The following is a 26,004-nucleotide window of genomic DNA, read 5'->3' on the forward strand; positions in this document are numbered from 1 at the left end:
ATTCGTTTTGCACATGCAGGCCTGTTGCTATATACAGCGTTTTATTTTTTTATTTTACCGCAGCCTTCAAAATACCGTGTACCATGAGCGCGGAATTGTACAAATCCTCTTCCTTGATGTATTCGTCAACAGTATGGACATTGCTCATGCCCGTGCCCAAAATTACGCTGGGCAGTCCGTAAGCATTCAGGAAGTTGGCATCACTGCCGCCGCCGGTAACCGTAATATCCGGAGTAAAGCCATGCATTGCACAGGCAGCCTTTGCCAGCGTCACAACATCGCTGTCCTCGGCAACAGCAAAGGAATCATACTTGTTATCCACAAAAACCTCTGCCTTAGCGCCGTATTTTTCAGCACTGGTTGCAATAGTTTCTACGATTTCCTTGCAGATAGCCTCCAGCTTTTCCTTGTTACGGCTGCGCGCATCGCCTTCAATGGTTACCAGATCAGGCACAATATTAGTTGCCTTACCGCCGCCGATAATGCCGATATTGCAGGTAGTTTCCTCATCAATACGGCCATAGCGTTTAACATCGGCAAGAGCCTTGGCAGCAATCATAATAGAGTTGATGCCCTTTTCCGGCTCCAGTCCGCCATGCGCGGTTCTGCCGATAATGTCAATTTTATATTTCTTCTGGCCGGGAGCGCCGACAACAATCTCGCCCGGAGCGCCTTCACCATCCAGTGCATAGCCAACGTCGGAACGCAGCTTGGAGCGGTCGAGGCAACGGGAGCCGTTAACGCCGCCCTCCTCGCATACAGTGAAGAGAATCTGGATATCGCCATGCGGAGCACCTTCCTCCAACAGCAGGCGAATACCCTCTAAAATACCCACAACACCGGATTTGTCATCACCGCCGAGAATAGTGGTGCCGTCGCTATATAAAACGCCGTCCTTTTGGATAACGGTAGTGCCGCCGCAGGGCTCAACACCGTCCATATGTGCAGAAAGCAGCACGCGCACCGCACCTTCAACTCCTGCGCTGGCAGGCAAAAATGCCCACAGATTACCGCAGTTGCCACCCAGCTTTTCACCGGCGTCATCCTCTTCCACCGTAAAGCCGAGTGCCTCCAATTTGCCTTTGAGCAGTTCGAATACCGGACGCTCCTGCAGGCTGTGACAAGGCAGGGCAACAATTTCCTTAAATTCTGCGAGCATACGCTCCTTATTTACTTGCGTCATATTTATCTTCCTTTCAATAATATAAATTCAAGCTCAGCGTGCCTAAAGTGGTAGCAAATTCGCTAAACTTTTATTCCTTAAATTATTCCGGTATGTTCCAGCAAAATTTTGATACCGATAAAAATCAGCACCAGGCCGCCGGCCACGTCAGCTCTCTTGCCGGCCATAGCTCCCAGCTTAAAGCCAGCCAGACCGCCAAAGGCTGCGATAGCAAAGGTCACCACGCCAATCAGTATGGAAGCAAACCAGATATCTGTATTCAAAAAAGCCAGACTGATACCTACTGCCAAAGCGTCGATACTGGTGGCAATCGCCAGCACCGCCATCTCCTTCACGCTATAATCTTTTTTGACATGACAGGCCTCGTTTGCTTCACGAATCATGTTGATTCCCAGATAAAGCAATAAGAAAAAGGCAAGCCAATGATCATATTCCGTAATATAATCACGAAACGATACAGCGCCGAAATAGCCTATCACCGGCATCAAAAACTGAAAGGCTCCAAACCAGCTGCCGAAGCGTAATGCTCCGCGCAACCTGTTATCCGGTGTCAGCACCATACTGCCGCAAACGGACACGGCAAAGGCATCCATCGCCAGGCCAACCGCCAGCAGCAACAGCTCTGCTAAACTCATATTTTCTTTCCCTCACTCACTGTAAACAAATCTATTCTTTATTTTCCTTATGCAGCAGCTGCAGCAAGCGTTCATGATCCTTGCTTATCTTAATTACACGGAACACGCTCGTCATAAGCATCATCCCCAAGGCAATAGCACTGGCATCCATGCCGGTGGTTATAAGGATGTTCATACCCGTATCGTAATTATTTTCTATAATCGCCGCCATACCGCGATACATGCCGAGTCCAGGCACAATCGGGATAATACCGGGAATAACAAAAATCGTTACCGGCTGCTTAAAGATGCGCGCCGCCAGCTCGCTCAAAAGCGAAAGCGCAACCGTGGCAAAAAACATGGCATAAAAAGAATCATACGCCATATCCTTGCGGATATAGCAATAAACTACCCAGCCTACCGCACCTATAACGCCGCTGACAGGCAGGCTTTTGCGCGGTGCCTGAAACAGAATACCGAAGGCAGCCGTAGCGATAAACGCAAAGCCAAAGGCTGTAAAATAATTTATGCCCATAGCTTCCACCCCCAGTGATACCATACAAGCAGGCTGAATGCCAGGCCAATCGCAATGGATGTAGCAAAGAGCATCGCCTCGGCGATACGCGAATTGCCGGAAATCAAATCGCCGGCCATATAATCGCGCAGACCGTTGGTAAAGGCTACACCCGGCAGGAACGGCATTAGCGCACCTACGATGATGTTGGTACGTGTACATTCGCCGTCCATCTCACAGCAAAAAATAGCCAAAGCACCGATTGCCGCACCGGAAAGCGCATTTTCCCAAAAGGCACTGGGGCGATAACCGCCCAACTGCTTTAACAGCACCATGGAAAGGCCGCCGGTAATAAAGGCCGCGATAAAGTCATGGCTGTTGCCGCCCAGCATTGCCGCAAAGGCTGCCGAGCTGATTGCCGAAGCCATGCAGACACGCCATTTGCCATAGGGCGGAGCCTTGTGACGCAGCTCTTCCAGATACGCCAGTGTTTTTTCATAATTCAGCGGCCAGCGTTTCAGATTATAGGAAAAATCGTTCACAGCGCTGATAACGCTTAAATTAGTGCTGCGATAACGGATGCGGCTGATAATAGTCGCACCCTCGCTTTCCTCATCGCCTAAAATAATAACCGTCGGCGTAACAAAAACATGAATATCATGATAGCCGTGCGTATGACAAAAGCGGGAAATAGTATCCTCTACTCGGGAGGTTTCCGCACCGTTTTTCAAAAGTGCCTTGCCCATACCAAGAGCAATATGCAAGGTCTGCTCACGGCTTAAAGGAGCAGCTTCCAGTCCCATTATGCCTCACCGCCTAACAGCTGCGCCACTGCCGCTCTAAAGCGGTTGGCACCGCCCATAGAAGGATGCGGCACAGACATACATTCAACACCGTAACGTGACAGCGTTGTCGCCGCCTTCTGACCGATAGCAACAATTTTCATCCCCGGACGCAGCTCCAGTAGCATCCGCGCGTACTCAATGCCTACATCAAGCTCGCTCGGCGAGGGCGTACGGTTAGTCAGCAGATTACCTGCTTTATACGGATGAAACGGAAAAATATTCCAAAGAATAACATCAAAGGACGCAAGGCCATGACTGTTCAGCGCGTTCCAGACAACAGTATCCGTGGGCTCGTTAAAGCCCTTCAGGCGCTGTGTATTATTCAGCATTGCGCTGCTTTCATCACTCGTGCGACGGTAATCCCATTCGCCCAGCACGCTTTTCGGCTCTACATCGGGATGGTGGCCCAGCAAAATACGCTCCGAAGTAATAGCAATACCGCTGAAATGACCGCCCTGATAGCCCAAGGCCTCGGCAATAAACAAATAACGTGCATCCGGACGCAGCTCCAGATAACGGCGCAGATTGGCACTGCGGATAACGGGAGCCTGCGGGCCTATATCACAGCTTATATCAAAATCACGCCAGGGGTTAAAAACCTGCTCGCTGTGATAGCTTTGTAATTTATCAAGAAAAGTATTAATCTCCATAATTCCCTCCATGCATTATTATACCGCATAGAGGCAAGTCGTCGCAATAAAAATGGATGCGAAGCAATAGTTCCGCATCCATTTTATACTTTAAAAAATATCTGATTTTAGAACAGCAGCAGTATCATGCCCACTACCAGCGCCAGGGTAATACCCAAAGCATTACGCTTGCAAACCTCCATCGGGTCTACACCGGCAATGCCTGCGCAGATAATAGTAGCACCGGCAATCGGGGAAATAGTACGGCCGAGAGTACCGCCCAAAGCTGCAATAGAGCCCATGTTCATGGTTTCCAGGCCAAACTGAGCAGCATGCGGAGTAACAGCTTCGTTAAACGCAACGGTTGCAGCGTCGCCGGAACCGGAAATAAGTGCCAGTACAAACGGGCCGAAGGTAGCAGCAATTTTAACAATACCGGTAGAATTCAGCATCCAGTTAATCAGCGCCTTAATCAGTCCCAAAGCATTCAGGCCTGCTACGAAAACGCCAACGGAAATGATGATACCGATGATGTTGGCATAAGCATCGCCCATGCCGTCAAAGAAGCTCTTAGTCAGCTCAACAGGATTTTTACGGGTTACTGCCAAAGACAGGATTGCGCCGATAACCATAGCGTGGGGTACGCCCATTTTCAGTGCGGGCACCAGCTTGGTGCTGCCCAGCAGCAGAATGATAACCGGAACCAGCGGCATGATAGCGAAAAGCGGATTGATACCGAAGTTCTCGTCAACACTGGCTTCACCTTCCGGAGCAAAGCCTCTGTTTTCCTTCAGCACAACTGCCAGAACAGTCAATACAGCTGCAGCAATGATTACGCCGACTACAGTTGCCAGCATATGGTTGGCAATTACATCAGTAACCTGTACACCTGCCAGCTTAGCGATAACGGCGTTATGTACCAGGCCGGGGTTCAGCATACTGCCATAGGTACCGGATTTAACGGCAGCAGCGGCCATTGCCGGATGAATGCCTGCAGACATCATAATTGGAATAAAAATTACGCCTACCGCAGCACTGCAGCCTGCAGCACTGGGGATAGCAATATTAACAACAAAGGTTGCCAGCGTAGCGCCGGGAATAAGCAAAAAGCCCATTTTTTTCAAAACCTTACCAATAGCAACAACCAAATGCTTGTCGCAGCCCGTATACTTCATGCACCAGGCAAAGCCCATGCAGGAGCAAACAGAAGTAATCAGACCGGCATTAGTCATGCTTTTGGCAAAAGCATCAAGAGAAGCCATTGGCTTGCCGGCAATACAGCACATCAGAATACCAGCGGCAATAAGTACCATTCTGGATTCATGTCGTTTCAACAAAAGATAAATTACACCGATAACAACGAGTGCACCAATTATCAGAAACATCTTCATTCCCTCCATAAAATTATTTTTTGCATTAATATTATATGTGATAGAAATGCTTTTGAAAAGTGTATTGTCAATTGTATACATAATACTTGTTTTCTTCAGCTAAGTTTATATAGCAAAAGTACAAATACCGTCCCACATTTCTGTAGAACGGTATTTTTTAATAACTTTATTGATGCCACAAGCCATAATAATGAATAATATAGTTTGTTAAAGCATCCTCATATTCTGTATCCGGTACAGGCTTATCCATCTGATCGACAAAGTGACGCTCATCCGACCAGTAAAACGCCTTACCGCCAAAGTAGCCTAAGGCATAGGGAATATCCGTAGGCTGCAGAAGATTGCGGCCCATGAATTTGTCCGGCACGTCGATGCCCAGCAGATACAAAAGCGTCGGTGCCAAATCAATCTGCGAAGCATATTCATTGGTGCGCAGATTATTTAGCGGTGCCAGGTTCTTCGACACAAAAATCAGCGGAATCGGCGCAATGCTCTGCTTATCATCAGCCTTGGTAACAAGCTTCGTATACTCGCCGCCGCTATGCGGATTATGGTCACTCGTAATGATGAACAGCGTTCTGTCATCCATCAGGCCTCGCTTCTGTGCTTCCTTAAAGAAATGCTCCAGTGTTTTATCAACCCAATAAACGCCGCGCACGGTAATAAACTGGTTACTGCGCACATTGTCCGGCATTTCATTCCAGCTGAAGCCCGTATAAGGATAAGGCTGGTGCATATCCAGCGTTTTGGTAACCATCACCAGACGGTCATTCTTCGCTTTAGCTTTTTCCAGCAGCTTCAGTGTTTCCTCATACATCACGTCATTATGGAAGCCCCAGCCGCTGGCGCCGGTATAGCCCTGTTTTTCCAGATATTCCTTGGCATAGTATTCGTTCATGCCGAACTGCGTCGGATATTCGCGCAGCTCGTTGGCATAATACTGGCTGGAAGCGTTCATAAAGATGCCTCGCATTCCCGCTGCCTGCACACTGCGGAACAGCGATGGCGTATTTTTGCCGGGAATATCCTTATCCATAATCAGATGTGAACGGAAGGTAGCATTCAGTCCTTGCGTTGTCGGCACGGCAGAGGAATAATACCTGTTCATGTGCGGATAGCGGATAACCAGACTGTTTAAGAACGGTGTAGCCTCTTCGGGAATATCGTTGTTATAGTAGTTGATGTAATCACGGTGCATGGATTCCAGAATCAGCAGCACAACTCTGTCATACTGCGGTTTGATTTTGGCAATCTTTGCTTTAGGCTCATCAATGCCCATTTCCGTCAGACGTGTTTTATCCTTGGCAGTCAGCTCGCGCTGCTCCACATGCTTGCCGCCGGCAATTTTATCCGTATCGAAAATCGCCTTGCTGACAAAGTTCACGTTAACAGGAACGGAAAGCATATTGCGGTAGTTCATGCGTGTCTTTTCATTCTCTACCTCCGCATACATGCCGATAACATTTTCCACGCCGTACATGCCGGCATAGCCAAGCAATCTGTCGGTAAGGTTCAAGCCCAAGGTAAACATGGCCACGCACAGCAGTGACCAGGCAAAGTTCGGCTTACGCTTTTGCGGCTTCGGTACATAAAAAAGCAGTAAAATCACCACTATGCTGATAACAATACCGGCAATCATCGTATTGCTCATCGTCGCAAAAATACCTTTAACAGCATAGATATTCAGATTTTGGAAGAGAACGCTCTCCACATGCATGGAGGTCTGCCAAAAATAGAAGCCGTCAAAAACCACTGCCAGAGCAGAAAATACATAAACGGCAAAATAAAGGATTTTCATCCCGATATTAGGCCATTTATGGTAGCACATTGCCATCAGCAGCACAATAAAAATGTTATTGTTAATACCGGCCAGCACGGAAAGGCTTGTCTGCAAACCTTTATCAAGACTAAGCTGGTTTACCATAAAAAATGCTTCGCCCAGATAAAGAATACCGATAACAATAACGGGAAAATAGCGCTGCAATCTGTCCGGCACACGCTTACGCCGGTAATACAGTACATATGCTATCTCTGCCAAAACGCTGTCACGCAATACATGATCAAAAATCTGAAAGCCAAACTCATTCAGCGGAAAGGGGTGCGTTCCGCCGAAGCTTTGCCAGGCAAAAAATCCTTCTACTATGCAGGCCGCGATAATAAATATCAGCCAGCCCATTTTTCTGCTTATCCTATTCACCTTACACCATTTCCTTGCTTACGCCAAAAACTTAATCGGCTCGGACTCCATCTCAATTAAAAGCGGAGCAGTTGTTACAGCATCTCCGTCAAGCTCTGCTGCAAAATTCTCTTCATTGCAGCGTACTTCCATTTTTTTCGCTGCACGGATAATAATATCATTATCCAGCGTCAGCGCCTCCATAGCAATGCAGGCCGCATAACGTATAAAATCCCCGCGCTTATCACCGGTAAACAGCGCCGCATGTAAAAGAGGTGACGAAAGCGACGCACCGTTAAAGAGGTTGTAACGTCCGGCATAATAGCGGCTCTTGCCTACAATAACAGAGGTTGCATCATACCACTCGGCTTCATCATCAAAACGCACCTGAAAGCGGTAACGCCAGTTGTTAAACAGAAATTCCTTACGCATAATCTCTGTTCCCTGCCAAACATAAGCAAGCTTGTTGAGCAGCTTTTTCTCCTTTTCGGTCACCTTGTCTACTACAAGGGAATCAAAGCCTATACCGGCAACCGTCAAAAAGACGTTGCCGTTGGCGCGTCCCAGATAAACAGGCACCTCTATACCTTTGGATACTCGTTTAAACCACTTATGCGGGTCCGCCTTCAGCAGCAGCTCCTTAGCCACCAGATTTACCGTACCGGCAGGAAAAACGCTGATATAAGGCACATACTTGCGATTAGCCAGCTGTTCAATCATAGCCCTGATTGTACCGTCACCACCGGCAATTATCACCCAGTCAACCTTTTCCTCAACTATTTCCGCAGCAATCTGCGGTATCTGGTCAAAGAAGCGGATATCTCGCATTTCTGCATTTTTAGGTCCTACTAATTCCTTCACCAGCTTATAGGTTTCATTCACCTTAGCCATCATACTGGCAAAAAGCTGCTTACCGGAATTACGGTTATACAAAAGCACAACCTTTTTAAATTTTTTTACGTCTACATATTCTCCAGGCATATCTAACTCCTAAAAATCCATTTTTTACGTGAGAGATAGTTCCATACAACAACAATACAGCTTGTCAGCACCTTAGACAGCATCGGCTGCCAGTCAAGCAGGCTGACAAAAATATACATCAGCAGCAGGTTAAAGGCCAAGCCTATACAGCTTACCAAAAACACCAGGCTAAGCTCCTTGCCGCGCTGGTAACGGCTGCCGCTGTCAAAAACCAGAACATTGCCCAAGAAATAATGATACAGTGTTGCCAAACAAAAGGATAAGGCTGTTGCCAGCATAGTCAGCAGTGTAAGGCTCAGGCCACTTAAAAGATAGTGGAAGAAAAGGTAGAACAAGGCCCACTCCACCAAGGCCGCCGTGCCGCCGACAAACAGATACAGCAAGAGCTTAATCAGCTCGCTGTCCGTATAGTCAACACCAAATAATATTTTCCTGCGCATAGCGTACTCCAGTCATAGTATAATAGCTTATTATATCATCTTTAAGCGAAGTTTTCAAAGCTTTCCGCTAGAAGATACCGATGGTGACGTATTTATATATTTAGATAATTGTTGAAAAAACATGCACTGCCCGCTCCTTTGTATAGCAGCATGACGCAGTAAAGAGCGTAACCATCATCGAATTCAAAGATAGCAAGCAGGTTTACCGCACAACTGTAAACCCCTGATTCCCCTCTCAATATCGGTATTCCCAATCGATTTGTGGAAAAAAGTGAGGCTATCATATCACTCTAGTGATAGCCTCCACTTTTATTTCAGATATTTCATATAGAAAGCTTCTATTTTATCAAAGGAACTTACATCAATCTTGCAGTATAAATCCGACGCACAGCACCGGAAATAATTAGCAGCTCCTTATTGTCTCCTTGCAGCTTTTTAATGGCATCTGAATTTAACTCAAAATCAAGAATAAAGATTGTAAAAATAGAGCGATGCTTTCGCACCGCTCTAAAAAATTTATAAAAATTTATTCTTAAAGGCTGTATTTCACCTCTTTATCCAGCACTACACCAGTTTCCGGATTAATATTCATCTCACCACGTAAACCAGAGGCACTGAATTTCACTTCATATTCATATAATCCACGTTCTCTGTCCAATTTCAGTTCATAAATCGACACGTCACCAACTTCTTTAGCAACAATTGCTTTTACATCATCTTTGGACAAGATTACATTAGCGCTGCCGCCCAACGCTTTTCTTTCCATATTATATTCTTTGATTTTACCATTTACCTGATATACATCAATTTCATATTTTGTCTGAGTATCAGTATCAAAAAACTTCACTTCATAATATGGGTGCAGTTTTTGCAGTTCTGCTTCAGTATGCAGGTAAGTGCTACCTGTTGGAACTTGTTTTTGCGCAATTGCACGAGCTTCGTCCGCACTAATCAGATTAGCAGCAAATGCTGTAGCAGAAATTGCCAAAACAGTCAGTGCGCCAGTAATAATAGCTGTTAATTTTTTCATGAGATAAACCTCCTTCAATGTGAAAAGTTAAACCATATTTAAAGTATACTAAATTTCTAGGATTTATATTGTGAAGTCTTTGTGACTTCTTTAGAAGCTCCAACGTACGCCAGCGTTCCAATCCCAGTTCTTATTGTTTCAAGGCAAGAATATATAAAACAAGTGCTGCCCCGTTTTTTTAGTATGAGTTGGAAGTTAACATTCACCACTAAACTTCCATTTTCCTCTTGACTTATAGTATACTCCAGGGATTAAAATATAAGTAACAAATTATAGGAGGTAGATGAAATTGACACAAGAATTTGCACAAGCCCCTGTAGTAGGCTGCAAAAGAGTTGCTAAAACCGATAACGCAGGCTCTCATGCCAAAGTATACTTCACCAAACACATTGATGCAGAGCATCTCATCAAATTATATGATTTAATCAACGAAAGCATTTACGGCAAGATTGCCATTAAGCTGCACACCGGCGAAAAGCACGGCCCCAACATTCTGCCGCGCGAGCTGGTCAAAGCACTGCAGCAGCAAATCCCTGACAGCACCATCGTGGAAACCAACACCCTGTATCAGGGCGACCGCTATACCACCGAAGAGCATCTTGACACCTTAAAGGTCAACGGCTGGACCTTCTGCCCTGTTGATATCATGGACGCAGAGGGCACAGTTAATCTGCCTGTACGCCACGGTAAGCACTTTAAAGAGGTTTCCATGGGCAAAAACATCGTCAACTACGATTCAATGCTCGTACTTACTCACTTCAAAGGTCACGCTATGGGCGGCTTCGGCGGCTCCATGAAAAACCTGGCTATCGGCTGCGCAGACGGCCGCATCGGCAAAGCACAGGTTCACGGCGTAGATAAGGATAACCTGCCTACGGACTGGAACGTATGGCCCGGCAAGGAGCTGCTCATGGAAAATATGGCTGAATCCGCTAAGGCTACCATTGATTTCTTCGGCAAGCACATCGTTTACATCAATGTCCTGCGCCGCATGTCCGTTGACTGCGACTGCGCCGGCTTAAGTGCAGCAGAGCCGACTATCCCAGATATCGGCATTCTCGCTTCTACCGACATTCTGGCCATCGACCAGGCTTCCGTCGATCTTGTATATGCCAAGGAAAGCAACCATGACCTTGTTGAGCGCATGGAAAGCCGCCACGGCCTGCACCAGCTCACCGCTATGCGCGAGCTGAAAATGGGCAATGACAAATATGAACTGATTGAACTTGATTGAGCGCAATAAAAAAGGCTGTCGCATTCATTATGTATGCGACAGTCTTTTTGCTTATTTAGTTAATTTCACTTCGTCAAACTGCTTGCCATCCTGCAAGAAGGCTTTAAACTCCAAGGTTTTCTCATCGGCCTTCAGTGTCATATAGTTGGCGGTTTCCGGCTTCGGTGCTGTTGCCGCATCCCACTCAAAATCACCCCACAGCTTAGGATAGCGCACACTGCCGGCCACACCTGTCAGGATATAGGTAACACCGCTTCCCTGCGGTGCAGGTGCGAAGTTCCGCAGCGGCACACGGCGGCGATAGGTATGCAAGTGCGCCGTCAGTACTGCGTCAACCTTGTATTTTTCAAACACCGGCATCAGCTGGTAGCTGAAATCAAGAAACTGTGTCTTGGTCTGCGCTCTGCCGGACTCCGGCCCAAAGCCGTAAAGGAAAATATCGCGGTGCATCAGAACAACCTTCCACTGTGCCTTGCTCGCCGCCAAATCCTTTTCCAGCCAAGGCAGCTCGTCTGCCAGCAAATCAGGCTGAAAATTTTTCATCTCCGGAAAGTTGGTGTCAAGCACTACAAAATGCACCGGACCGTAATCAAAGCTGTAAAACTGATTCGGATACTTCGCCAAGCCGTTTTGCGGTACATTGAACAAATGCGTATAGCTTGCAGGCAGGCATTCCTTCCACTCCAGACTGTACGCCTCATGGTTGCCGAGGATTGGTGCCAATGGAACAGCATCACTGAACACGCTCACACTATTGAACCACGCGCGCCATTGGCTCGCATCCTGTCCGTTGTCCACCAAATCACCCATATTCACATAAAACGCACTCTGCGGATGACGCTTGTACGCTTCACGTGCCAGCTGCTGCCAGCCGCTGTAATTCGCACTTTGCGAATCCGGAAAAATTAAGGCAGTAAAGCCTGCGCCGTTTTCCGTCTGCAGCTTGTGCCAACGCCCTTTATTCTGCGCTGTGCTGATGCGATATTCATAAGCACTGCCCGGCGCCAGGCCGCTTAAACGCGCGGTGTATTGAATAACGCTATTCTTGTCCGTAAAGCTGCTGTCCGTTGCCTGCACTGCCTGTATATCCTTGCTTCCCTGCAAGCGATATTCCAGCGTATAAGGCTGCTTCACCTTTGCTTCCCACATAATCGTGCGGCCTGTTTTGTTATCTGCTGCGACAATCTGACGCGGATTGGTAATTGCCGCAGCCGTATCACTGCCCTGCACTTCGCTGTCGGCGTTTTTAGCGCAACCGTTTAAGGCCAAAGCCGCAACGCACAGTGTAAGCAGCAAAAATTTATATTTCTTGCTCATACGTATCTTCCTTTCATGCTGTTTTCGCTTATAGCATAACATTTGGAGTGAGGTCGAAGTCAAGAAAAAACTGCGGTCAAGAAGATATTTTTCACTTACATTCACCGTCGGAAGTGATTTTAATGAATATAGTGAATGAATTTATACAAGGACTGCTATGTAAATCCTAACATTACTGTTACGCAGCACGCCTTTAAGATTACGCTGCCTAACCTTAACTATAACAATAACCATCCGCAAATCCCGCTTGCGGCAGAAAAACAGGCAGCAGGCAACTACTATCCCAATGCACAGCAGCAAAAGGTTTTAAGCTATTTAAGGGAACACGGAAAAATAACTGATGAAGAATTGCAAACACTGCTCGACGTAAAGCGCACCCGCGCCTATCTTATTGCCAAAGAAATGCTGAATAAAAACCTGCTTACCGTTCAAGGCAGAGGATTGAAAAAATACTATCATTTTCCTTAAGAAATAAAAACAGCGGCCCTGACTCACAAAGAGTTGGAGCTGCTGTTTTCGTATATGAGATGGAGTTAAATATAATGAGCTTAATTAAAATTCAAACTCTGCAGAAAGCATGAAGGAACGCGGATTATTGAGCATGAATTTATCAGTCTGCCCTACCTGTGCGATCCAATGGCTGTCATTAGCCACATTATAGCAAGCTGCAATAAATTTAACAGGCACGTTATTAATTCTTGTTTTATGACTTGCAAACAAATCCAGAGTAACATGAGAAGGAATATCCAAGACTCTTGCAGTCTGACTATGAACGAATTTGCCTGTACCGGTATAACTCAAGCGACTGGTAAAGCTGGTGTCCTCATCAGGCTTGTATTCCAAGCCCCAGATTCCACTCCATTTTACAGAACCATGTGTCGGCAAACCTTCAAATTTGGCATCTGAAGTTTTTTCCTGCTTTGCATTCAGCCATTCAAAGCCACCAAAGGTATTCCATTTATCTGCCAGCTTTGCATCAATACTGAAATCAACGCCTTTAAAACGATTCTTGCCATTATTGCTTACCCAATATTTACCGGGGGCAGTAGCACTATAAGTTTTCAACGTATTAGGTTGCGTCATATCAAAATAAGCGATGCTCATAGAAAGATTTTCATTTGGTTTTACTTTAATACCGAACTCAGTATTTTTCAGCTTCGTTGCATCCAAAAAGTCATTATTATTGAGAGCTTTGCTATCATCAACAAAGCTGCCACGATTTCTGGCAGTAGACTGAGCAGCATAGAAAGATAAGTTTTCCGTCGGCGCATAGGATAAACCGTAAGTCGGTGCCCAGTTGCTATCCTTTAATTCCTTTTTATAATTAGGACCTTCCTTACCTGATTTAGGACCATATCCAGGCACATAATCACCATGACGGCGAGAAACTGCACCTATCAAAGTAAATTTGCCAATTTCAATCTTGTCCATGAAATTTAAGCTTACAATAGTTTCTTCCTGATTCAATCTTTTCTGCAAAGAAGTAGACTCGTCGGCATCAAAAATTCCCGGTTTAAAATTGAGACCTGTATAAATATTACCTGTAGTACCTAAATCTTCTCTATTCTTACCAGTCTTGTAATATTTTCGATGAGAACGGTCAACTGAAACAGCCACATTATGCTTGGCCATGCCAGTCATAAAATCGCCCTTTAAGCCAGTCTGCAAATATTGATTCTGCAAGTCAATATAGTCAGACCAAGGATAAGCTCCTTCGCCCATAACATTACCATTAGCATCAATCATGAACTCAGAGTTATAGATAAAGCGACGTACAATCGTCTGATTCATGCCAGCATTAACAAACCAGTTAACATTATCACTAAGTTTCTTCTGATGATTTAACGTCAGCATATAGCCATTACTATCCTGATGCATAACATCCGGATCATCAAAGCTCATTTTGTTATCCGGAGCACCAGGGAATTTTGTAGCTGATTCATGCAACGAAAAACGACGCTCTGTACCCATAAGCTTTTGGTCATAATAACCGCCAAAAACATTAGTCTTTGTTGTTTCGCCTTCATAGCTGATATTGGCAAATAAGTTTTTCTTGCGCTGTCCTGCACCGGAAATTGCCAAACCGCCATCATCGTATTGGCCATATATTCTCACGCCGATGTTACGGTCTTTGCCAAAGCGTTGGCTAATGTCAATATATTCGCCATAATCGCCACGACCACCAAAGGTCTGCGTATATTTTATGAAATCATTCTCGCCTGCACGCTTAGTGTTTAAATAAATTGCACCAGGTGTCGCTCCAGAAATTCCGCTGCCCTGAAAAGACGGTACAGAGCCATTTAACGTTGCAGCAGGGCCAACCATAGCATCTATGCTGCCCACAGTATTCGTAATCGGGCCGGTAGCCATAATGTAAAAGCCGGGAATATTATTTACCAAATATGCAGAAGCATTGGTCGCAATACCACGGATAGAAAAGTCTGTTTTAATCGGAGAAGTACCTGTGCGAATTGCAGGCACGTTGGAAAGAACAGTATCCAAATCCTGATTAGGCATAGCCATCTTACTTACAGTATCCTCAGTAATACTCTGGACAGTAAACGGTGCCTTAATAACCTCTGTTTCACCTAAAAGACCTACTCTGGAGGAATCGTTGTTAAAACCACCCGGCAAAGGAGTTTTGTGGTTACGGGAGCTTTCAACAACCATCTCATCCAGATTGAAGGTTTCAATGGTTTCTGCGCTTACAGGAGCTGCACTCACTCCAAGAATAAGTGAGCACATGATACTGCTTAAAAGCAATTTTTTTCTCTTCGACATTCTGATACACCTCTTAATCATCAACTTTATAAAATTTATATGTGAGAGTAAAATAACAAGCTAGTAGGGAACACAAATAGTTCTTTGCTGATCCGGCAAATACAGCAGCTTTATTTTCAGCTTATAAATTTCCTCTAACGCTGACTCTGTTAACACATCTCGCACATCGCCAACCTCAAGTCCGTCGGGCTTTAAAATCGCCGTCTTGCTGCCCAGATAAAAGGCCTGGTCAGGCATATGCGTTGTTAAAATAACAGCTATTCCTCTTTGTGACAGCTTCTGTACCATCTGCAATACGCGGAACTGATTACCGTAATCAAGATGATTGGTCGGTTCATCCATAATAACCAGCTGCGGCTGCTGCACAATAGCACGGGCAATAACTGCCTGTCGTTGCTGTCCACCGCTCAATGTATTGAAGGAACGGTTACGCAAATGATAAATGCCTAAATCATTCAGCACCTCATCAGTCAACTCGTAATCCTTTTGTTTAGGCTTAGTAAAGACACCAAGATGCGGCGCTCTTCCCATAACAACATAATCACGCACCAGGAACGAGTAAGCAGTATTTTGTACCTGGGGCACATAACCAATCTGTGCAGTAAACTCTTTCTGATTTTCGTAAGGCGTATATTCATCACCCTCGTCCGTAATAAGACGTACACTGCCGCCGGCTAACGGTTTAAAAAATCCTATCAAGGTACGTAACAGTGTTGTTTTACCAATACCGTTGCTGCCTAAAATCGTCATAACCTCACCCTTGTTGAGCGTAAAGCTGACGTTCTGCCATAAAGGTGACTGCTCATTATAGGCAAATGCTAAATTATTCACAATTAACTTCATGATAACGCCAACCTTTGTCTTAACAAGAGATAGAAGTAAAACGGAGCACCAATCAGACCAGTAAGAATACTCAAGGGAATCTCCGCACTCATCGACGCACGTGAAATCGTATCAACAGCCAACAGGAAAAATGCTCCCAGAACGATAGCTAACGGCAGCAGGCGTTGGTTGTTAGGGCCGACAAGCATTCTGGAAAAATGCGGAATAACAAGACCAACCCAACCGATTGTACCGCTAATGCAAACTGAGCAGGCTGTAAGAACAGTCGCACACAGGATAATCGCGTAGCGCAGCCAGCCGGCATCACGTCCCAGCATATGTACCTCTTCATCGGAAAGCGTCAGGATATTCATACGCCAACGAATGACCAACATAAACACAAGACAAAATACAATAGGTATTCCGCTGGAAAAAATATTAGCCCAGGTTACGCTAACAAGAGAGCCTAGCTGCCAATAGGTGATTTCCGGCAGTTGTGTTTCGCTGTCTGCAAGGTATTTTATAATACCCAGCAAAGCATTCATCAGGCCAGAAACGATAAGACCGGACAAAACAAGCATAACTATCGAATTTTTACCGATAATACGCGGAATAATAACAGCGCAGCCCACGGCAAGCATACCACCGGCAAAAGCTCCTATCTGAATAAAGGTACTGCCTAAGCCCAACAATATACAAAGTGACGCACCCACGCATGCACCGGAGGATACACCCAGCATATCCGGCGCTACAAGCGGGTTTTTAAAAACACTCTGATAGGCAGCGCCGGAAAGTGACAACGCCGCACCAATCAAAATTGCTGCCAGCACACGCGGCAGTCGCAGCGTATAAATAACACTCGCCGCCTGATCACTCCAGCTTTGCTCTACAGGCACAACATAAGAGCACAAGATTTTAAAGACATCCATAGGCGCAATATGAAGACGTCCCATTCCCAGGCTCACTACTACCATCAAAAACAGTAACATGCAAAATACAAGCATGATTACCGCATAATTTGATTTACTTGCTTCTATCTGCATCAGAATAACGGCTTACTGTTTTTATTAGCTTCATCAGCAAAAATTTGCGCCATATCTGCTTCCGAAATATTGTAATGCATAAAATCCTCATAGAAGTTTTTTGCATCTGCACGCACATCCAGCTCCTTGAATAATTCAGGCTGCAACACATGTGCCAGCCATTCCATCATGAGCGGTGTTTCTACGCCCGGAGCATCCCAGCGGTAAATGCCCATAGGCACCTTATACACTCTTTTCTCCTTTACTGCTTTCACCGTACTCCAGTCCTGACCGGGAATTTTATTATCATACAAATCGTCAGGCACAAATTTATCAAAATTACTCAGCAAAATAATATCCGGATTCAGCTTATATACCTCTTCCATAGCGATAGTCTGCTCACTGCCACCATTTATTTGACCATATGGATTATTACCTCCGCCAATGCGTAGTGCCTCATGCATAAAATTATCATTACCCTGTAAACGCAGTTTGGCATTACGCAGGAACAAAACAGTAGGCTTATCTGTCTTTTCCCAGGCTTTTTTAGCAATAATTTTTTCATTGGTTGCATCGTAATACCGGTTAATCTTTGCAGCACGTTCTTCTTTGCCCAAAAGCTTGCCAATAATCAAAAAGCTTTTCTTCAGATTTTCTACGGTATCATTGTAAATCAATAATGTCGGAATGCCAACCTTAGTCAGCTTTTCCGCATCCTTATCCTGATATTGCCACAAAATAGCAGTATCAATACCGGCCTGGGCTGCACTTTCAATGTTAACAGAAAAATTCTGCGCAATAATTTTAGTATCTAACTGTGCGAAATGCTTATCCTTCGTTTCCAAAAACTTGCCCTTATAGGCTGACATTGCTCCTGGATGAATTGCCGCCAAACGCTCAGAGCTTCCGTCGATAGCATAAATAACACTGGCCCAAGGAATAGGCACAACAGCAATACGCTTCACATCCTGCGGCACACTTACCTCTCTGCCTTTTAAATCCGTAACTATTTTTGTTGCCTGCTTAGTAGCCACCTTTTTGTCGGCATTATTACCGCAACCTGCTAACGCTCCCACCAAAGCTAACGCTGCCAGCGCAGCAGCAGTCATTTTTTTCCAGTTTTTCATAGAAAAGCTCCTTTCACTTCACGCAACCTCATACTCAAATTTTATTTCACCAGCAGCTTAAGCTGCTCAGCTATATTCTTGCCTAAAGCACCACTGCCGGCAGTGCAAGCACTGCGGCCGGAGATAACTCCCCATGGCAACGGTACATGCTTCTTCGTCTCTGCTCCGACAGAACTCATGATATCCGCTAACAACGTATCGGCAAATACGATATCTGCATCCTCCCACAAATCCTGCAAAGCTGTTAAGCTATCTACAATAATCAGCCACTTATCAGCACCTGGAGTATTACGGTATAATTTGCGGCTGGCTACACCGGTACACAGCGTTGCCAACTGTATATGATGAAAGCCTTCATGCCAAAGTGCATGCGCCAATCCCATTGTTTGCAGGGGATCACCTATAAATAACAGCTTGCGTTTATCCGTTTCCTGTATGCTGTAGTTATGAATACATAGTTGACGTATCTCATTATTTCCTGAGCTGCACAACTCCTGCACATTTTTTCGCCACATCTTCATAGCATGTTCTCCTACAGGACATGACAGCAGCAGCGGTACAGCATATTTTTCGTTCAGCATACGCGCAGCCGGTATACCGGCAGTTGATACAACCCAACATAAAGCAGGTTTGCCACCAGCCGTTTCGCCAACAAACCGTGGCTCATAGCCCATACTTCTAATATAGGCAAAGCATTCCGCATACTGCTCTCTTTCACCACAGAGAAGAGGACTATATCCTAGAATAAGTATCTCACGAGCAGGCTTTACATATAGCTCCTGCTCTTCCTCTACTAAAAGCTCCTGCGCACAGCTTACGCCATATACAGCATCATTAAATCCATCTATATTAAAGCTTCGTGTTTTCAAATTATTTTCCATTGAATTTGCCACCCAATTGCCGTCAAAGCCAATAAAAGCTGCTACTGCAGAGCTGATAAGATTCAACGATTTATATTTTCCGTCTGACATCAGCTCCCTGCACTGCTTAACACAATTATCTTCTATACCATAAATAAAATCCTGCTTTTTTGTTTCCAGAGTATACACTCCCTGCGTTTGCTCCAGTAAATCACCATCGCGCAGACAAGCCCGGCAACCGCTGGGCGCTACCAATACCTTCGCCTCATTTGCAGGCAATGTGTCTATAACACCGGCAACATCAGTAGCTAAAGGCGGCAGCTGATACAGGTTATGACTTATGCAACCATTTTCCTCTGGCAGTTCAGCCATAAACTCGTAAACAGGCTTAAAATGCCTTATGTCCATCTTGCCCAACGGTCCACGAAAGAAGTAGCGTACCATAATACCGGTTGCTTCAGAAAGACTGCTCTCCAGATAATCAAAATCAAGTCTTGTCAATATATCCAGACAGTTCAAATATAGTACCACAACCTGTACACCATGCACCGCTGCAGCCCGTTTTATAACGCGCGTAATTTTTTCTTCGGCAGTTCCCATAGTATAATCATCATCTATTGTATGGCAAAACATAAGCTGCTGCAGCTTGCCCTGCTCTACGGCACGATAATAAAGCTCTCGCAAGCATGGACCGGAACCGGCGGCAACTAACATTATGTCTTTTCTCTGCCACAAAACATCAGAGGGAGGTTTTGGCATATTAAACTCCATAGTCTTGATTGGCTTCATTACTTTCACTTCTTTCGTGCTATTTTCTATTAATATTCTATCACATTTGCATTGTTAATAATAATTGATGTTACTAAAGCCTTGATTCAATTATATTGAACCAAGGCTCCGTTCCTTAAAAAATTTTAAACTGTCAATCTGCTACCCTTTTATATTGTTCCAACAGCTGAAAAAATAATTTCAACGGCGGACTCAGCCATTTATCTTTGCGATAGGCATATACCGCATGAATCGGCTCAAACTTTTTATCTATAGGAATTTCTACCAGTACATCTTTATCCAATTCCTCTTGAATAGTAAATTTGGGCAAAAAACATATACCCATATCATTCTTCACTAAATTTTTTATCGTCTGTGTACCGCGAATTTCTATCGTCGGTCCCATAGTAAAATTTTTGCTTTTGATATATTCATCGAATCTTTTACGCACCCTGCCTACTGCAGGCTGACAAATACGTGCTAACGAGCTGAAATCCTGATTAGGCGTAATAAAATCGCTATATAGCTTTTTAATTTTTGGCGAAGCAAACATCACGAAATCAAAATCCTTATATGGTACAACCTTTATCGTAGCATCATCTACAGGCAAATCATAAAAAATGCCGATATCAGTTTTATTTTCTCTTATAGCCCTATACACCGAAGTACTGGTCATAGAGTCAAGGTAAATATGCACACGCGGTGCCTGTTTACGAAATTCGCGCAAAATCTTCGGCAGATGAAAGCACAGAAGAGATTCCGGCGCAGCAATACGTATATCTCCCTGGCACTCTTCAATAACACTGCGAAAGCTTTTCATATTATTTACAGACTGCAGCACATTTTCTACGTAAGGCACCAGTTCCTGTCCTGCCTTAGTCAAAACCATATGCCTGCCAGCTTTTTCAAAAAGCTGCACACCAAGCTCCTTCTCCAGCTGACTAACATGAAACGTAATCGTTGACTGCGTATAGCATAATTTTTCCGCTGCTTTATTAAAGCCCCCGGCTTCTACAATAGTGTGAAAGGTGTTAATATAACGTAAGTCCATACTTCCTCCAAACGATATCATTACTCATCAAAAAATTTATAGTAACAAGCTATTTATTGCGTTATTTATATTATACAGTCTTTCCCCATATATAACAACAAGCAGCTGCCTTTAGTCGAAACACTTCACCTAAAGGCAGCTGCTTATTTTTGTCTTACTTTAATATATCACTGTTTCCCCATCTTCCGGAATCACATAATTACCAACACCACGACGTACAAGCGCACCCCGCATTTGGCCACGTGTAATCGAAGCATGAGCAACATTATCGAAATGTGTCAGATACAGCTTTGCTTCCGGCAATGTCTGATGTACGCAATCCACATCTTCATCATTCATTATCAGCCTGCCATAAGCACGCAACTCCGCAGCACAGGCATTAAGCATAATTACCTCCGGCTGATAATTTACCAAAGTTTTACGCACGCCATCAAACCAAATCGTATCTCCGGCAACGTATAAAATTTTTTCCTGCTCTGCTTTAAACACTACACCGCAAGCATCGGACGATGGCTTTATCGTGCCATGCAAAGCTGGCGTTTTATATAAGGTTATATCTGCAAACTTAACCCCATCATTTTTCAGGATGCGTACATCCTGAAAACCTGAAGCTTTTAAAGCCTGCGCATCATCTTCATTTTGCACAAAAATTGGCTTATCATGCTCCAAAACATCACCAAAAGTGCCCTTCTGCATATTGATATCTATATGATCAGGGTGCAGATGCGTTATAATATAAGCTTCAACTCCACTTAAAATGCTTTCTACCGTTTCCGGCAAAGCAAAAAGCGGCATTGGTATTTTCGCTTTTACAGAGTCAACAGGCATGTAAGGATTTCCCGGAATACTATCGAAACAACCTAAACCATATTGCTCCACAAGCCAAGGATCTAAAAGAAAAGTTTTGCCACCATAAAAAATTTTATTCGTCGCACTGCGAATTTGCTTGATTTTCATTTTGTTCCTCCCATAAGTTTTTATTCCATTATAGATGTAAATTCACTGCAGCAAAAGAAAAAACTTAGTTCTTTACCGCAACCAATACGTTGCGGTAAAATAAGATTGAGGTGAAAAAGCAATGCAGCCAAAGCAATTACAATATTTTATCACAGCCTATGCAACGAAAAATATCCAACGCGCAGCAGAAAAGCTTTTCGTGTCTCGCCAAGGAATAAGTAAAACAATTCGTGAGCTGGAACAGGAATTAGGCGCAGACTTATTCTTACGCTCATCCAAAGGCTTAGAGCCAACGGATTTTGCCGAAGCATTATTCCCCCATGCCAAAAAGCTGCTCGATGAATATAACTACATAACAGGCCTGAACACCTTGGCAAAGCAAAAGGAAAATGTTATCACCATCTATGCGCTTGATAACATCGTAAAATATTTAACAGCAGAATTTTTCTTTGACTTTCGCAAATTATATCCGAATATTATTCTCAGCATTATCGAAAACACCGATGAGACCGCTCTCAACGCCTTGCTTGCCCGCAATGCAGATTTCGCTATTACTACAGATCCGTTGGACAACACAAATTTTACACTTACACCCATATTTTATACGCATTATTGCATAGCACTTTCTGCTGACCACCCTTTAGCTGCTAAAGAAAGAATCAGCTATCAGGATCTTCAAAATCAAAAAATAATCAGTAAAGGAAGATCCTTCCGTTGTTTTCGCGACAATATGGAAAAATATGTTCTTGGTAATGGTCTGAATGTAGATATTTTTGCGGAAATCACTGATATTGACGTTGCTCTGGATTTAGTAAAGAAAAGCAACGTAATCTATCTAGGCTATGACTACATTGCTGCAATGCAAAGACATCCTGATATTAGATGGAAGATGCTCGATGCTGAAGTAAGCGGTCAGAACATGTATATTGCAAGTCTAAAAAATACTCTGCCGCGCAAGGTGTGCCGTGATTTGCAGAATTTTTTATTGGCATGGCTGCCCATACACAACAAAGATAAAATTATTTTGTGACCTCATTTCAACAAAAGATGAGCTTGCTGCAGCTTTCCGGCATCACGTTTTTCTTCATCAGGCCTTCAGCTGCTGCTTGCAGAATACGTTTATTTTTACTTTGCGCCTAATCTACCATCGGCGTAAAACCTCCTAGCATAACTATTCTCCTTCACAGAAATATAGTTTATTATACTTTTTCATGCAAGAAATCCTAATTGCTCAAAAGATTTCTATCTGTAATTACAGTATTTTTATCATAAACTATAATATGACTTATTGCTTAAAAAATAAAATAGTAAAAAGCTTACAGAGGTACTGTTTTTCAATGCTGTTTTTGCTATAATATAAGGTAAAGCTATCGCATGCTGTTATTTTAAACAAGGTATCATAAGGAGGAGACCATATGAGCTTAAAAATAATTACTAAGCGTTGCAAGGGCTGTGGTATTTGTGCGGCCTTCTGCCCGAAAAAAGTTCTGGCAGTCAGCGAAGTCGGCAAAGTCGAAGCCGTTGCTGAAGAAAATTGCATCAAATGCGGACAATGCGAAATGCGTTGCCCCGACTATGCTATCTTTGTAGATAAATAAAAAGGAGTGAGGTAACCCATGTCAAGAATCCTGCTGTTACAAGGTAACCAAGCGGTTGTTGAGGGTGCGATTGCTGCCGGTGTAAAATTTTACGGCGGTTATCCGATCACCCCTTCTACCGAAATTGCTGAACAATTAGCTCTGCGTCTGCCGCAGGTTGGCGGTAAATTTATGCAGACTGAAGACGAAATCGCCGGTCTCGGCACTGTTATCGGTGCATCTATGGCCGGTAAAAAAGCTATGACCGCAACCAGCGGCCCGGGCTTCTCCCTGAAACAGGAAATGCTCGGCCTCGCCTGCAGCGCCGAAATCCCCTGCGTTATCGTTAACGTACAACGTGTAGGCCCCGCAACCGGCCAACCGACCTCCCCCGCTCAGGGCGAGGTTATGCAAACCCGTTGGGGCACTCACGGTGACCACTGGCTGATTACCGTTTCTCCGTCCAGTGTTCCCGAATGCTTCGACCTGACTTTGCGTGCAGTAGCATTGAGCGAAAAATATCGTTGCCCGGTTATTCTCCTGATGGACGAGGTTATCGGCCATATGCGCGAGAAAATCGAGCTTCCCGACAACTATGATGAAATTCCGCAGGCAGAACGCAAACGCCCGACCTGCGCACCCGAAGATTATCTGGCTTACGGCTGCGAGGAAGGCTCCAAGGTTCCTGCTATGGCAGACTTCGGCAGCGGTTACCGCTGGCACGTATCCGGTCTGGTACATGACGAAACCGGTTTCCCGAAAGGCACCGGCGAAGCAACCCGCACCTCTCAGGACCGTCTGCGCACTAAATTAGAAGATAACTTAGACGACATCGTACAAGTAGAAAACTATCGTATGGAAGATGCCGAATTTGCTGTTGTAGCCTTCGGCGGCGCTGCCCGTACTGCTTATGAAGCAGTTGACATGGCACGCAAGGAAGGCCTGAAGGTTGGCTTCGTCCGCCCGATTACTATCTGGCCGTTTGCCGAAAAGCAAATGCAGGAGCTGGCAGGCAAGGTTAAAGGCATCCTCGTACACGAGCTCAACTGCGGTCAGTACGTTCTGGAGGTTGAACGTGCGGTAGCAGGCAAGGTTCCTGTAAGCCTGTACGCTAAATACGATAACGAATCTGCTACTCCGGCAGAACTGTTAGCTGAAATCAAAAAGGCTATGGCCTAACGGATGAGAGGAGAAAAAACGATGAGTGAAATGGAAAATTTAATCAATAAATATTTCCGCCCGGGCCGTCTGCCTCACATCTGGTGCCCCGGCTGCGGCAACGGCGTTATCACCGGCGCCATTGTAAAAGCAATTGATAAGCAAGGTCTGGAAAAAGACGACGTTGCAGTAATCAGCGGTATCGGCTGCTCCAGCCGTTCCTCCGGTTATTTGGACTTCAACACCGCCAACACTCTGCACGGCCGTGCTCTGCCGATTGCTACCGGTGTAAAAATGGCTAACCCTGCACTGAACGTTATCGTTTGCAGCGGTGACGGTGACTGCACCGCTATCGGCGGCAACCACCTGATTCATGCAGCACGCCGCAATATTGATTTGACTCTGGTTGTTTTCAACAACAGCATTTACGGCATGACCGGCGGTCAGTATTCTCCGATGACACCGATTCATTCCAAAGCAACCACCGCTCCGTACTACACTGTTGAACCGAGCTTCAATCTGCTCGACCTGGCAAAAGCTGCCGGCGCAACCTATGTAGCACGCGCAACCACCTACCATGTTCCCGTACTGGTTGATGTTATCGCTAAAGGCATTGCACACAAGGGCTTCTCTATCATCGAAGCAGTAAGCGCTTGCCCGATTTCCTTTGGCCGTCAGAACAAGATGGGCGGACCTGCTCAGATGATGGCTTGGCAGCGTGACCATGGCGTTATGAAGGCTGTTTGGGACCGCATGGATGAAGAGAAAAAGGCAGAAGCAATTGCTGCCGGCAAATTCCCCATCGGCGTTCTCTACGAAAACAACGACGTTATGGAATACACCAAGGCATATGACCAAATTATTCAACGTGCACAGGAGGGTAAATAATTATGAGACATAGCTTTCGTTTCTCCGGTACCGGTGGTCAGGGCCTGATCACTGCAGGTATTATTTTAGCCGAAGCTGCCCTCTTAGATGACAAGCTGGCTGTACAATCCCAATCCTACGGCCCGGAAGCCCGCGGCGGCTCCTCCAAGGCCGAAGCTATCATCAGCGACGAGCCTATTTACTTCAGCCGTGTTATCTGCCCGGATACTCTGCTGGTAATGAGCCAGGAGGCTGCCAACAAATTCATTGCCGACTGCGATGAGCACACCACTGTTATCACCGATACTCTTTTCGTAACTGATGTTCCCGGCAAGTACGGCAAACGCGTTGACCTGCCTATTACCCACACTGCCAACACTGTTTGCGGCAAGACACTGTTTGCGAACATCGTTGCTCTGGGCGCAGTAGTTGCACTCACCAAATGCGTTTCCAAAGAAGCAATTCTCAAAGCTGTGCTGAACCGCGTTCCGAAAGGAACCGAAGAAGCTAATACCAAAGCTCTTGAAGCTGGTATGGCACTTATTGAAAAATAAAAGCAGACCTATACAATTAAAGCTGTTGCTTTCGGCATTCATGCCGGAGGCAGCAGTTTAGTACCATATAAGTGTAAGAGAAAAAGTATGTTGCTTTACTCTCGCA

Annotated in this window: 25 protein-coding genes; 7 read left to right on the top strand and 18 right to left on the bottom strand. The window is 45.1% G+C overall.

The genetic code is table 11. From position 1 onward, the window contains the following. Positions 1-49: 49 nt before the first annotated feature. The 10 genes from RDW05_RS08085 to RDW05_RS08130 form a co-directional block, all read right to left on the bottom strand. The gene (locus RDW05_RS08085; RefSeq protein ID WP_307978596.1) at positions 50-1,183 is read right to left on the bottom strand and encodes a M20/M25/M40 family metallo-hydrolase; all 1,134 of its coding nucleotides are present in this window, start codon (positions 1,181-1,183) and stop codon (positions 50-52) included. A 77-nt stretch (positions 1,184-1,260) separates the two neighbouring features. Continuing rightward, positions 1,261-1,818: a manganese efflux pump MntP family protein gene (locus RDW05_RS08090; RefSeq protein ID WP_307978598.1), complete on the bottom strand. Its 558-nt coding sequence runs from the start codon at positions 1,816-1,818 to the stop codon at positions 1,261-1,263. A gap of 31 nt (positions 1,819-1,849) precedes the next feature. Beyond that, complete coding sequence (locus RDW05_RS08095) at positions 1,850-2,332, bottom strand: threonine/serine exporter family protein (RefSeq protein ID WP_303679651.1); 483 nt, start codon at positions 2,330-2,332, stop codon at positions 1,850-1,852. After that, positions 2,323-3,114: a threonine/serine exporter family protein gene (locus RDW05_RS08100; RefSeq protein ID WP_293850299.1), complete on the bottom strand. Its 792-nt coding sequence runs from the start codon at positions 3,112-3,114 to the stop codon at positions 2,323-2,325. Before RDW05_RS08100 ends, RDW05_RS08095 begins: the two co-directional genes overlap by 10 nt. Then, the gene (locus RDW05_RS08105) at positions 3,114-3,806 is read right to left on the bottom strand and encodes a uracil-DNA glycosylase (protein WP_307978600.1); all 693 of its coding nucleotides are present in this window, start codon (positions 3,804-3,806) and stop codon (positions 3,114-3,116) included. The genes RDW05_RS08100 and RDW05_RS08105 overlap by 1 nt, the downstream gene beginning before the upstream one ends. 107 nt (positions 3,807-3,913) lie before the next feature. Then, positions 3,914-5,170 (bottom strand): C4-dicarboxylate transporter DcuC, encoded by a 1,257-nt coding sequence (gene dcuC / locus RDW05_RS08110; protein ID WP_307978601.1) that lies wholly within the window; start codon positions 5,168-5,170, stop codon positions 3,914-3,916. A 172-nt stretch (positions 5,171-5,342) separates the two neighbouring features. Next, the gene (locus RDW05_RS08115) at positions 5,343-7,352 is read right to left on the bottom strand and encodes a sulfatase-like hydrolase/transferase (RefSeq protein ID WP_307978602.1); all 2,010 of its coding nucleotides are present in this window, start codon (positions 7,350-7,352) and stop codon (positions 5,343-5,345) included. 39 nt (positions 7,353-7,391) lie between these two features. After that, complete coding sequence (locus RDW05_RS08120) at positions 7,392-8,333, bottom strand: diacylglycerol kinase family protein (RefSeq protein ID WP_307978603.1); 942 nt, start codon at positions 8,331-8,333, stop codon at positions 7,392-7,394. Positions 8,334-8,335: 2 nt separating this feature from the next. Then, complete coding sequence (locus tag RDW05_RS08125; protein ID WP_307978604.1) at positions 8,336-8,773, bottom strand: GtrA family protein; 438 nt, start codon at positions 8,771-8,773, stop codon at positions 8,336-8,338. A gap of 532 nt (positions 8,774-9,305) precedes the next feature. Then, a complete protein-coding gene (locus RDW05_RS08130) occupies positions 9,306-9,803 on the bottom strand; it encodes a PepSY domain-containing protein (protein ID WP_307978605.1) in 498 nt (165 codons plus the stop codon). A gap of 283 nt (positions 9,804-10,086) precedes the next feature. Between RDW05_RS08130 and RDW05_RS08135 the strand changes: the two genes are divergently transcribed. Next, positions 10,087-11,037, top strand: a complete 951-nt coding sequence (locus tag RDW05_RS08135; RefSeq protein WP_307978606.1) for a DUF362 domain-containing protein — start codon at positions 10,087-10,089, stop codon at positions 11,035-11,037. A 51-nt stretch (positions 11,038-11,088) separates the two neighbouring features. Here the strand turns inward: RDW05_RS08135 and RDW05_RS08140 are convergent, their stop codons facing one another. Continuing rightward, positions 11,089-12,354 (bottom strand): metallophosphoesterase family protein, encoded by a 1,266-nt coding sequence (locus RDW05_RS08140; RefSeq protein ID WP_307978607.1) that lies wholly within the window; start codon positions 12,352-12,354, stop codon positions 11,089-11,091. 135 nt (positions 12,355-12,489) lie between these two features. On the opposite strand from RDW05_RS08140, the gene RDW05_RS08145 reads away from it, so the two are divergent. Further along, complete coding sequence (locus RDW05_RS08145) at positions 12,490-12,822, top strand: hypothetical protein (protein ID WP_307978608.1); 333 nt, start codon at positions 12,490-12,492, stop codon at positions 12,820-12,822. Between the two features lie 84 nt (positions 12,823-12,906). On the opposite strand, the gene RDW05_RS08150 is transcribed toward RDW05_RS08145, so the two are convergent. The 7 genes from RDW05_RS08150 to RDW05_RS08180 all read right to left on the bottom strand — a co-directional run bounded on the left by RDW05_RS08150 (position 12,907) and on the right by RDW05_RS08180 (position 21,742). Beyond that, positions 12,907-15,135, bottom strand: a complete 2,229-nt coding sequence (locus RDW05_RS08150) for a TonB-dependent receptor domain-containing protein (RefSeq protein WP_307978609.1) — start codon at positions 15,133-15,135, stop codon at positions 12,907-12,909. A 60-nt stretch (positions 15,136-15,195) separates the two neighbouring features. Beyond that, complete coding sequence (locus RDW05_RS08155; RefSeq protein ID WP_307978610.1) at positions 15,196-15,978, bottom strand: ABC transporter ATP-binding protein; 783 nt, start codon at positions 15,976-15,978, stop codon at positions 15,196-15,198. Continuing rightward, positions 15,975-16,946, bottom strand: coding sequence for an iron ABC transporter permease (locus RDW05_RS08160; RefSeq protein ID WP_307978611.1), 972 nt, complete (start codon positions 16,944-16,946; stop codon positions 15,975-15,977). Before RDW05_RS08160 ends, RDW05_RS08155 begins: the two co-directional genes overlap by 4 nt. A 53-nt stretch (positions 16,947-16,999) precedes the next feature. Beyond that, positions 17,000-18,106 (bottom strand): ABC transporter substrate-binding protein, encoded by a 1,107-nt coding sequence (locus RDW05_RS08165; RefSeq protein WP_304134352.1) that lies wholly within the window; start codon positions 18,104-18,106, stop codon positions 17,000-17,002. 41 nt (positions 18,107-18,147) lie between these two features. Continuing rightward, the gene (locus RDW05_RS08170) at positions 18,148-19,755 is read right to left on the bottom strand and encodes a nitrogenase component 1 (protein WP_307978612.1); all 1,608 of its coding nucleotides are present in this window, start codon (positions 19,753-19,755) and stop codon (positions 18,148-18,150) included. 133 nt (positions 19,756-19,888) lie between these two features. Next, complete coding sequence (locus RDW05_RS08175) at positions 19,889-20,785, bottom strand: LysR family transcriptional regulator (RefSeq protein ID WP_293822656.1); 897 nt, start codon at positions 20,783-20,785, stop codon at positions 19,889-19,891. A 159-nt stretch (positions 20,786-20,944) separates the two neighbouring features. After that, positions 20,945-21,742, bottom strand: a complete 798-nt coding sequence (locus RDW05_RS08180; RefSeq protein WP_307978613.1) for an MBL fold metallo-hydrolase — start codon at positions 21,740-21,742, stop codon at positions 20,945-20,947. Between the two features lie 121 nt (positions 21,743-21,863). On the opposite strand from RDW05_RS08180, the gene RDW05_RS08185 reads away from it, so the two are divergent. The 5 genes from RDW05_RS08185 (at position 21,864) to RDW05_RS08205 (ending at position 25,898) form a co-directional block, all read left to right on the top strand. Beyond that, positions 21,864-22,772 (top strand): LysR family transcriptional regulator, encoded by a 909-nt coding sequence (locus tag RDW05_RS08185; protein ID WP_307978615.1) that lies wholly within the window; start codon positions 21,864-21,866, stop codon positions 22,770-22,772. A gap of 385 nt (positions 22,773-23,157) precedes the next feature. Then, positions 23,158-23,340: a 4Fe-4S binding protein gene (locus RDW05_RS08190; protein ID WP_009146451.1), complete on the top strand. Its 183-nt coding sequence runs from the start codon at positions 23,158-23,160 to the stop codon at positions 23,338-23,340. Between the two features lie 18 nt (positions 23,341-23,358). Next, positions 23,359-24,498 carry a 2-oxoacid:acceptor oxidoreductase subunit alpha gene (locus RDW05_RS08195; protein WP_021720378.1) on the top strand — a complete coding sequence of 380 codons (1,140 nt, stop codon included), beginning with the start codon at positions 23,359-23,361 and terminating at the stop codon, positions 24,496-24,498. A gap of 30 nt (positions 24,499-24,528) precedes the next feature. After that, positions 24,529-25,365: a thiamine pyrophosphate-dependent enzyme gene (locus RDW05_RS08200; RefSeq protein ID WP_365688239.1), complete on the top strand. Its 837-nt coding sequence runs from the start codon at positions 24,529-24,531 to the stop codon at positions 25,363-25,365. A gap of 2 nt (positions 25,366-25,367) precedes the next feature. Next, positions 25,368-25,898: a 2-oxoacid:acceptor oxidoreductase family protein gene (locus RDW05_RS08205; protein ID WP_021720380.1), complete on the top strand. Its 531-nt coding sequence runs from the start codon at positions 25,368-25,370 to the stop codon at positions 25,896-25,898. The last annotated feature ends 106 nt before the right edge of the window (positions 25,899-26,004 follow it).

The sequence above is a fragment of the uncultured Phascolarctobacterium sp. genome, assembly GCF_902463975.1.
GTDB lineage: Bacteria > Bacillota > Negativicutes > Acidaminococcales > Acidaminococcaceae > Phascolarctobacterium_A.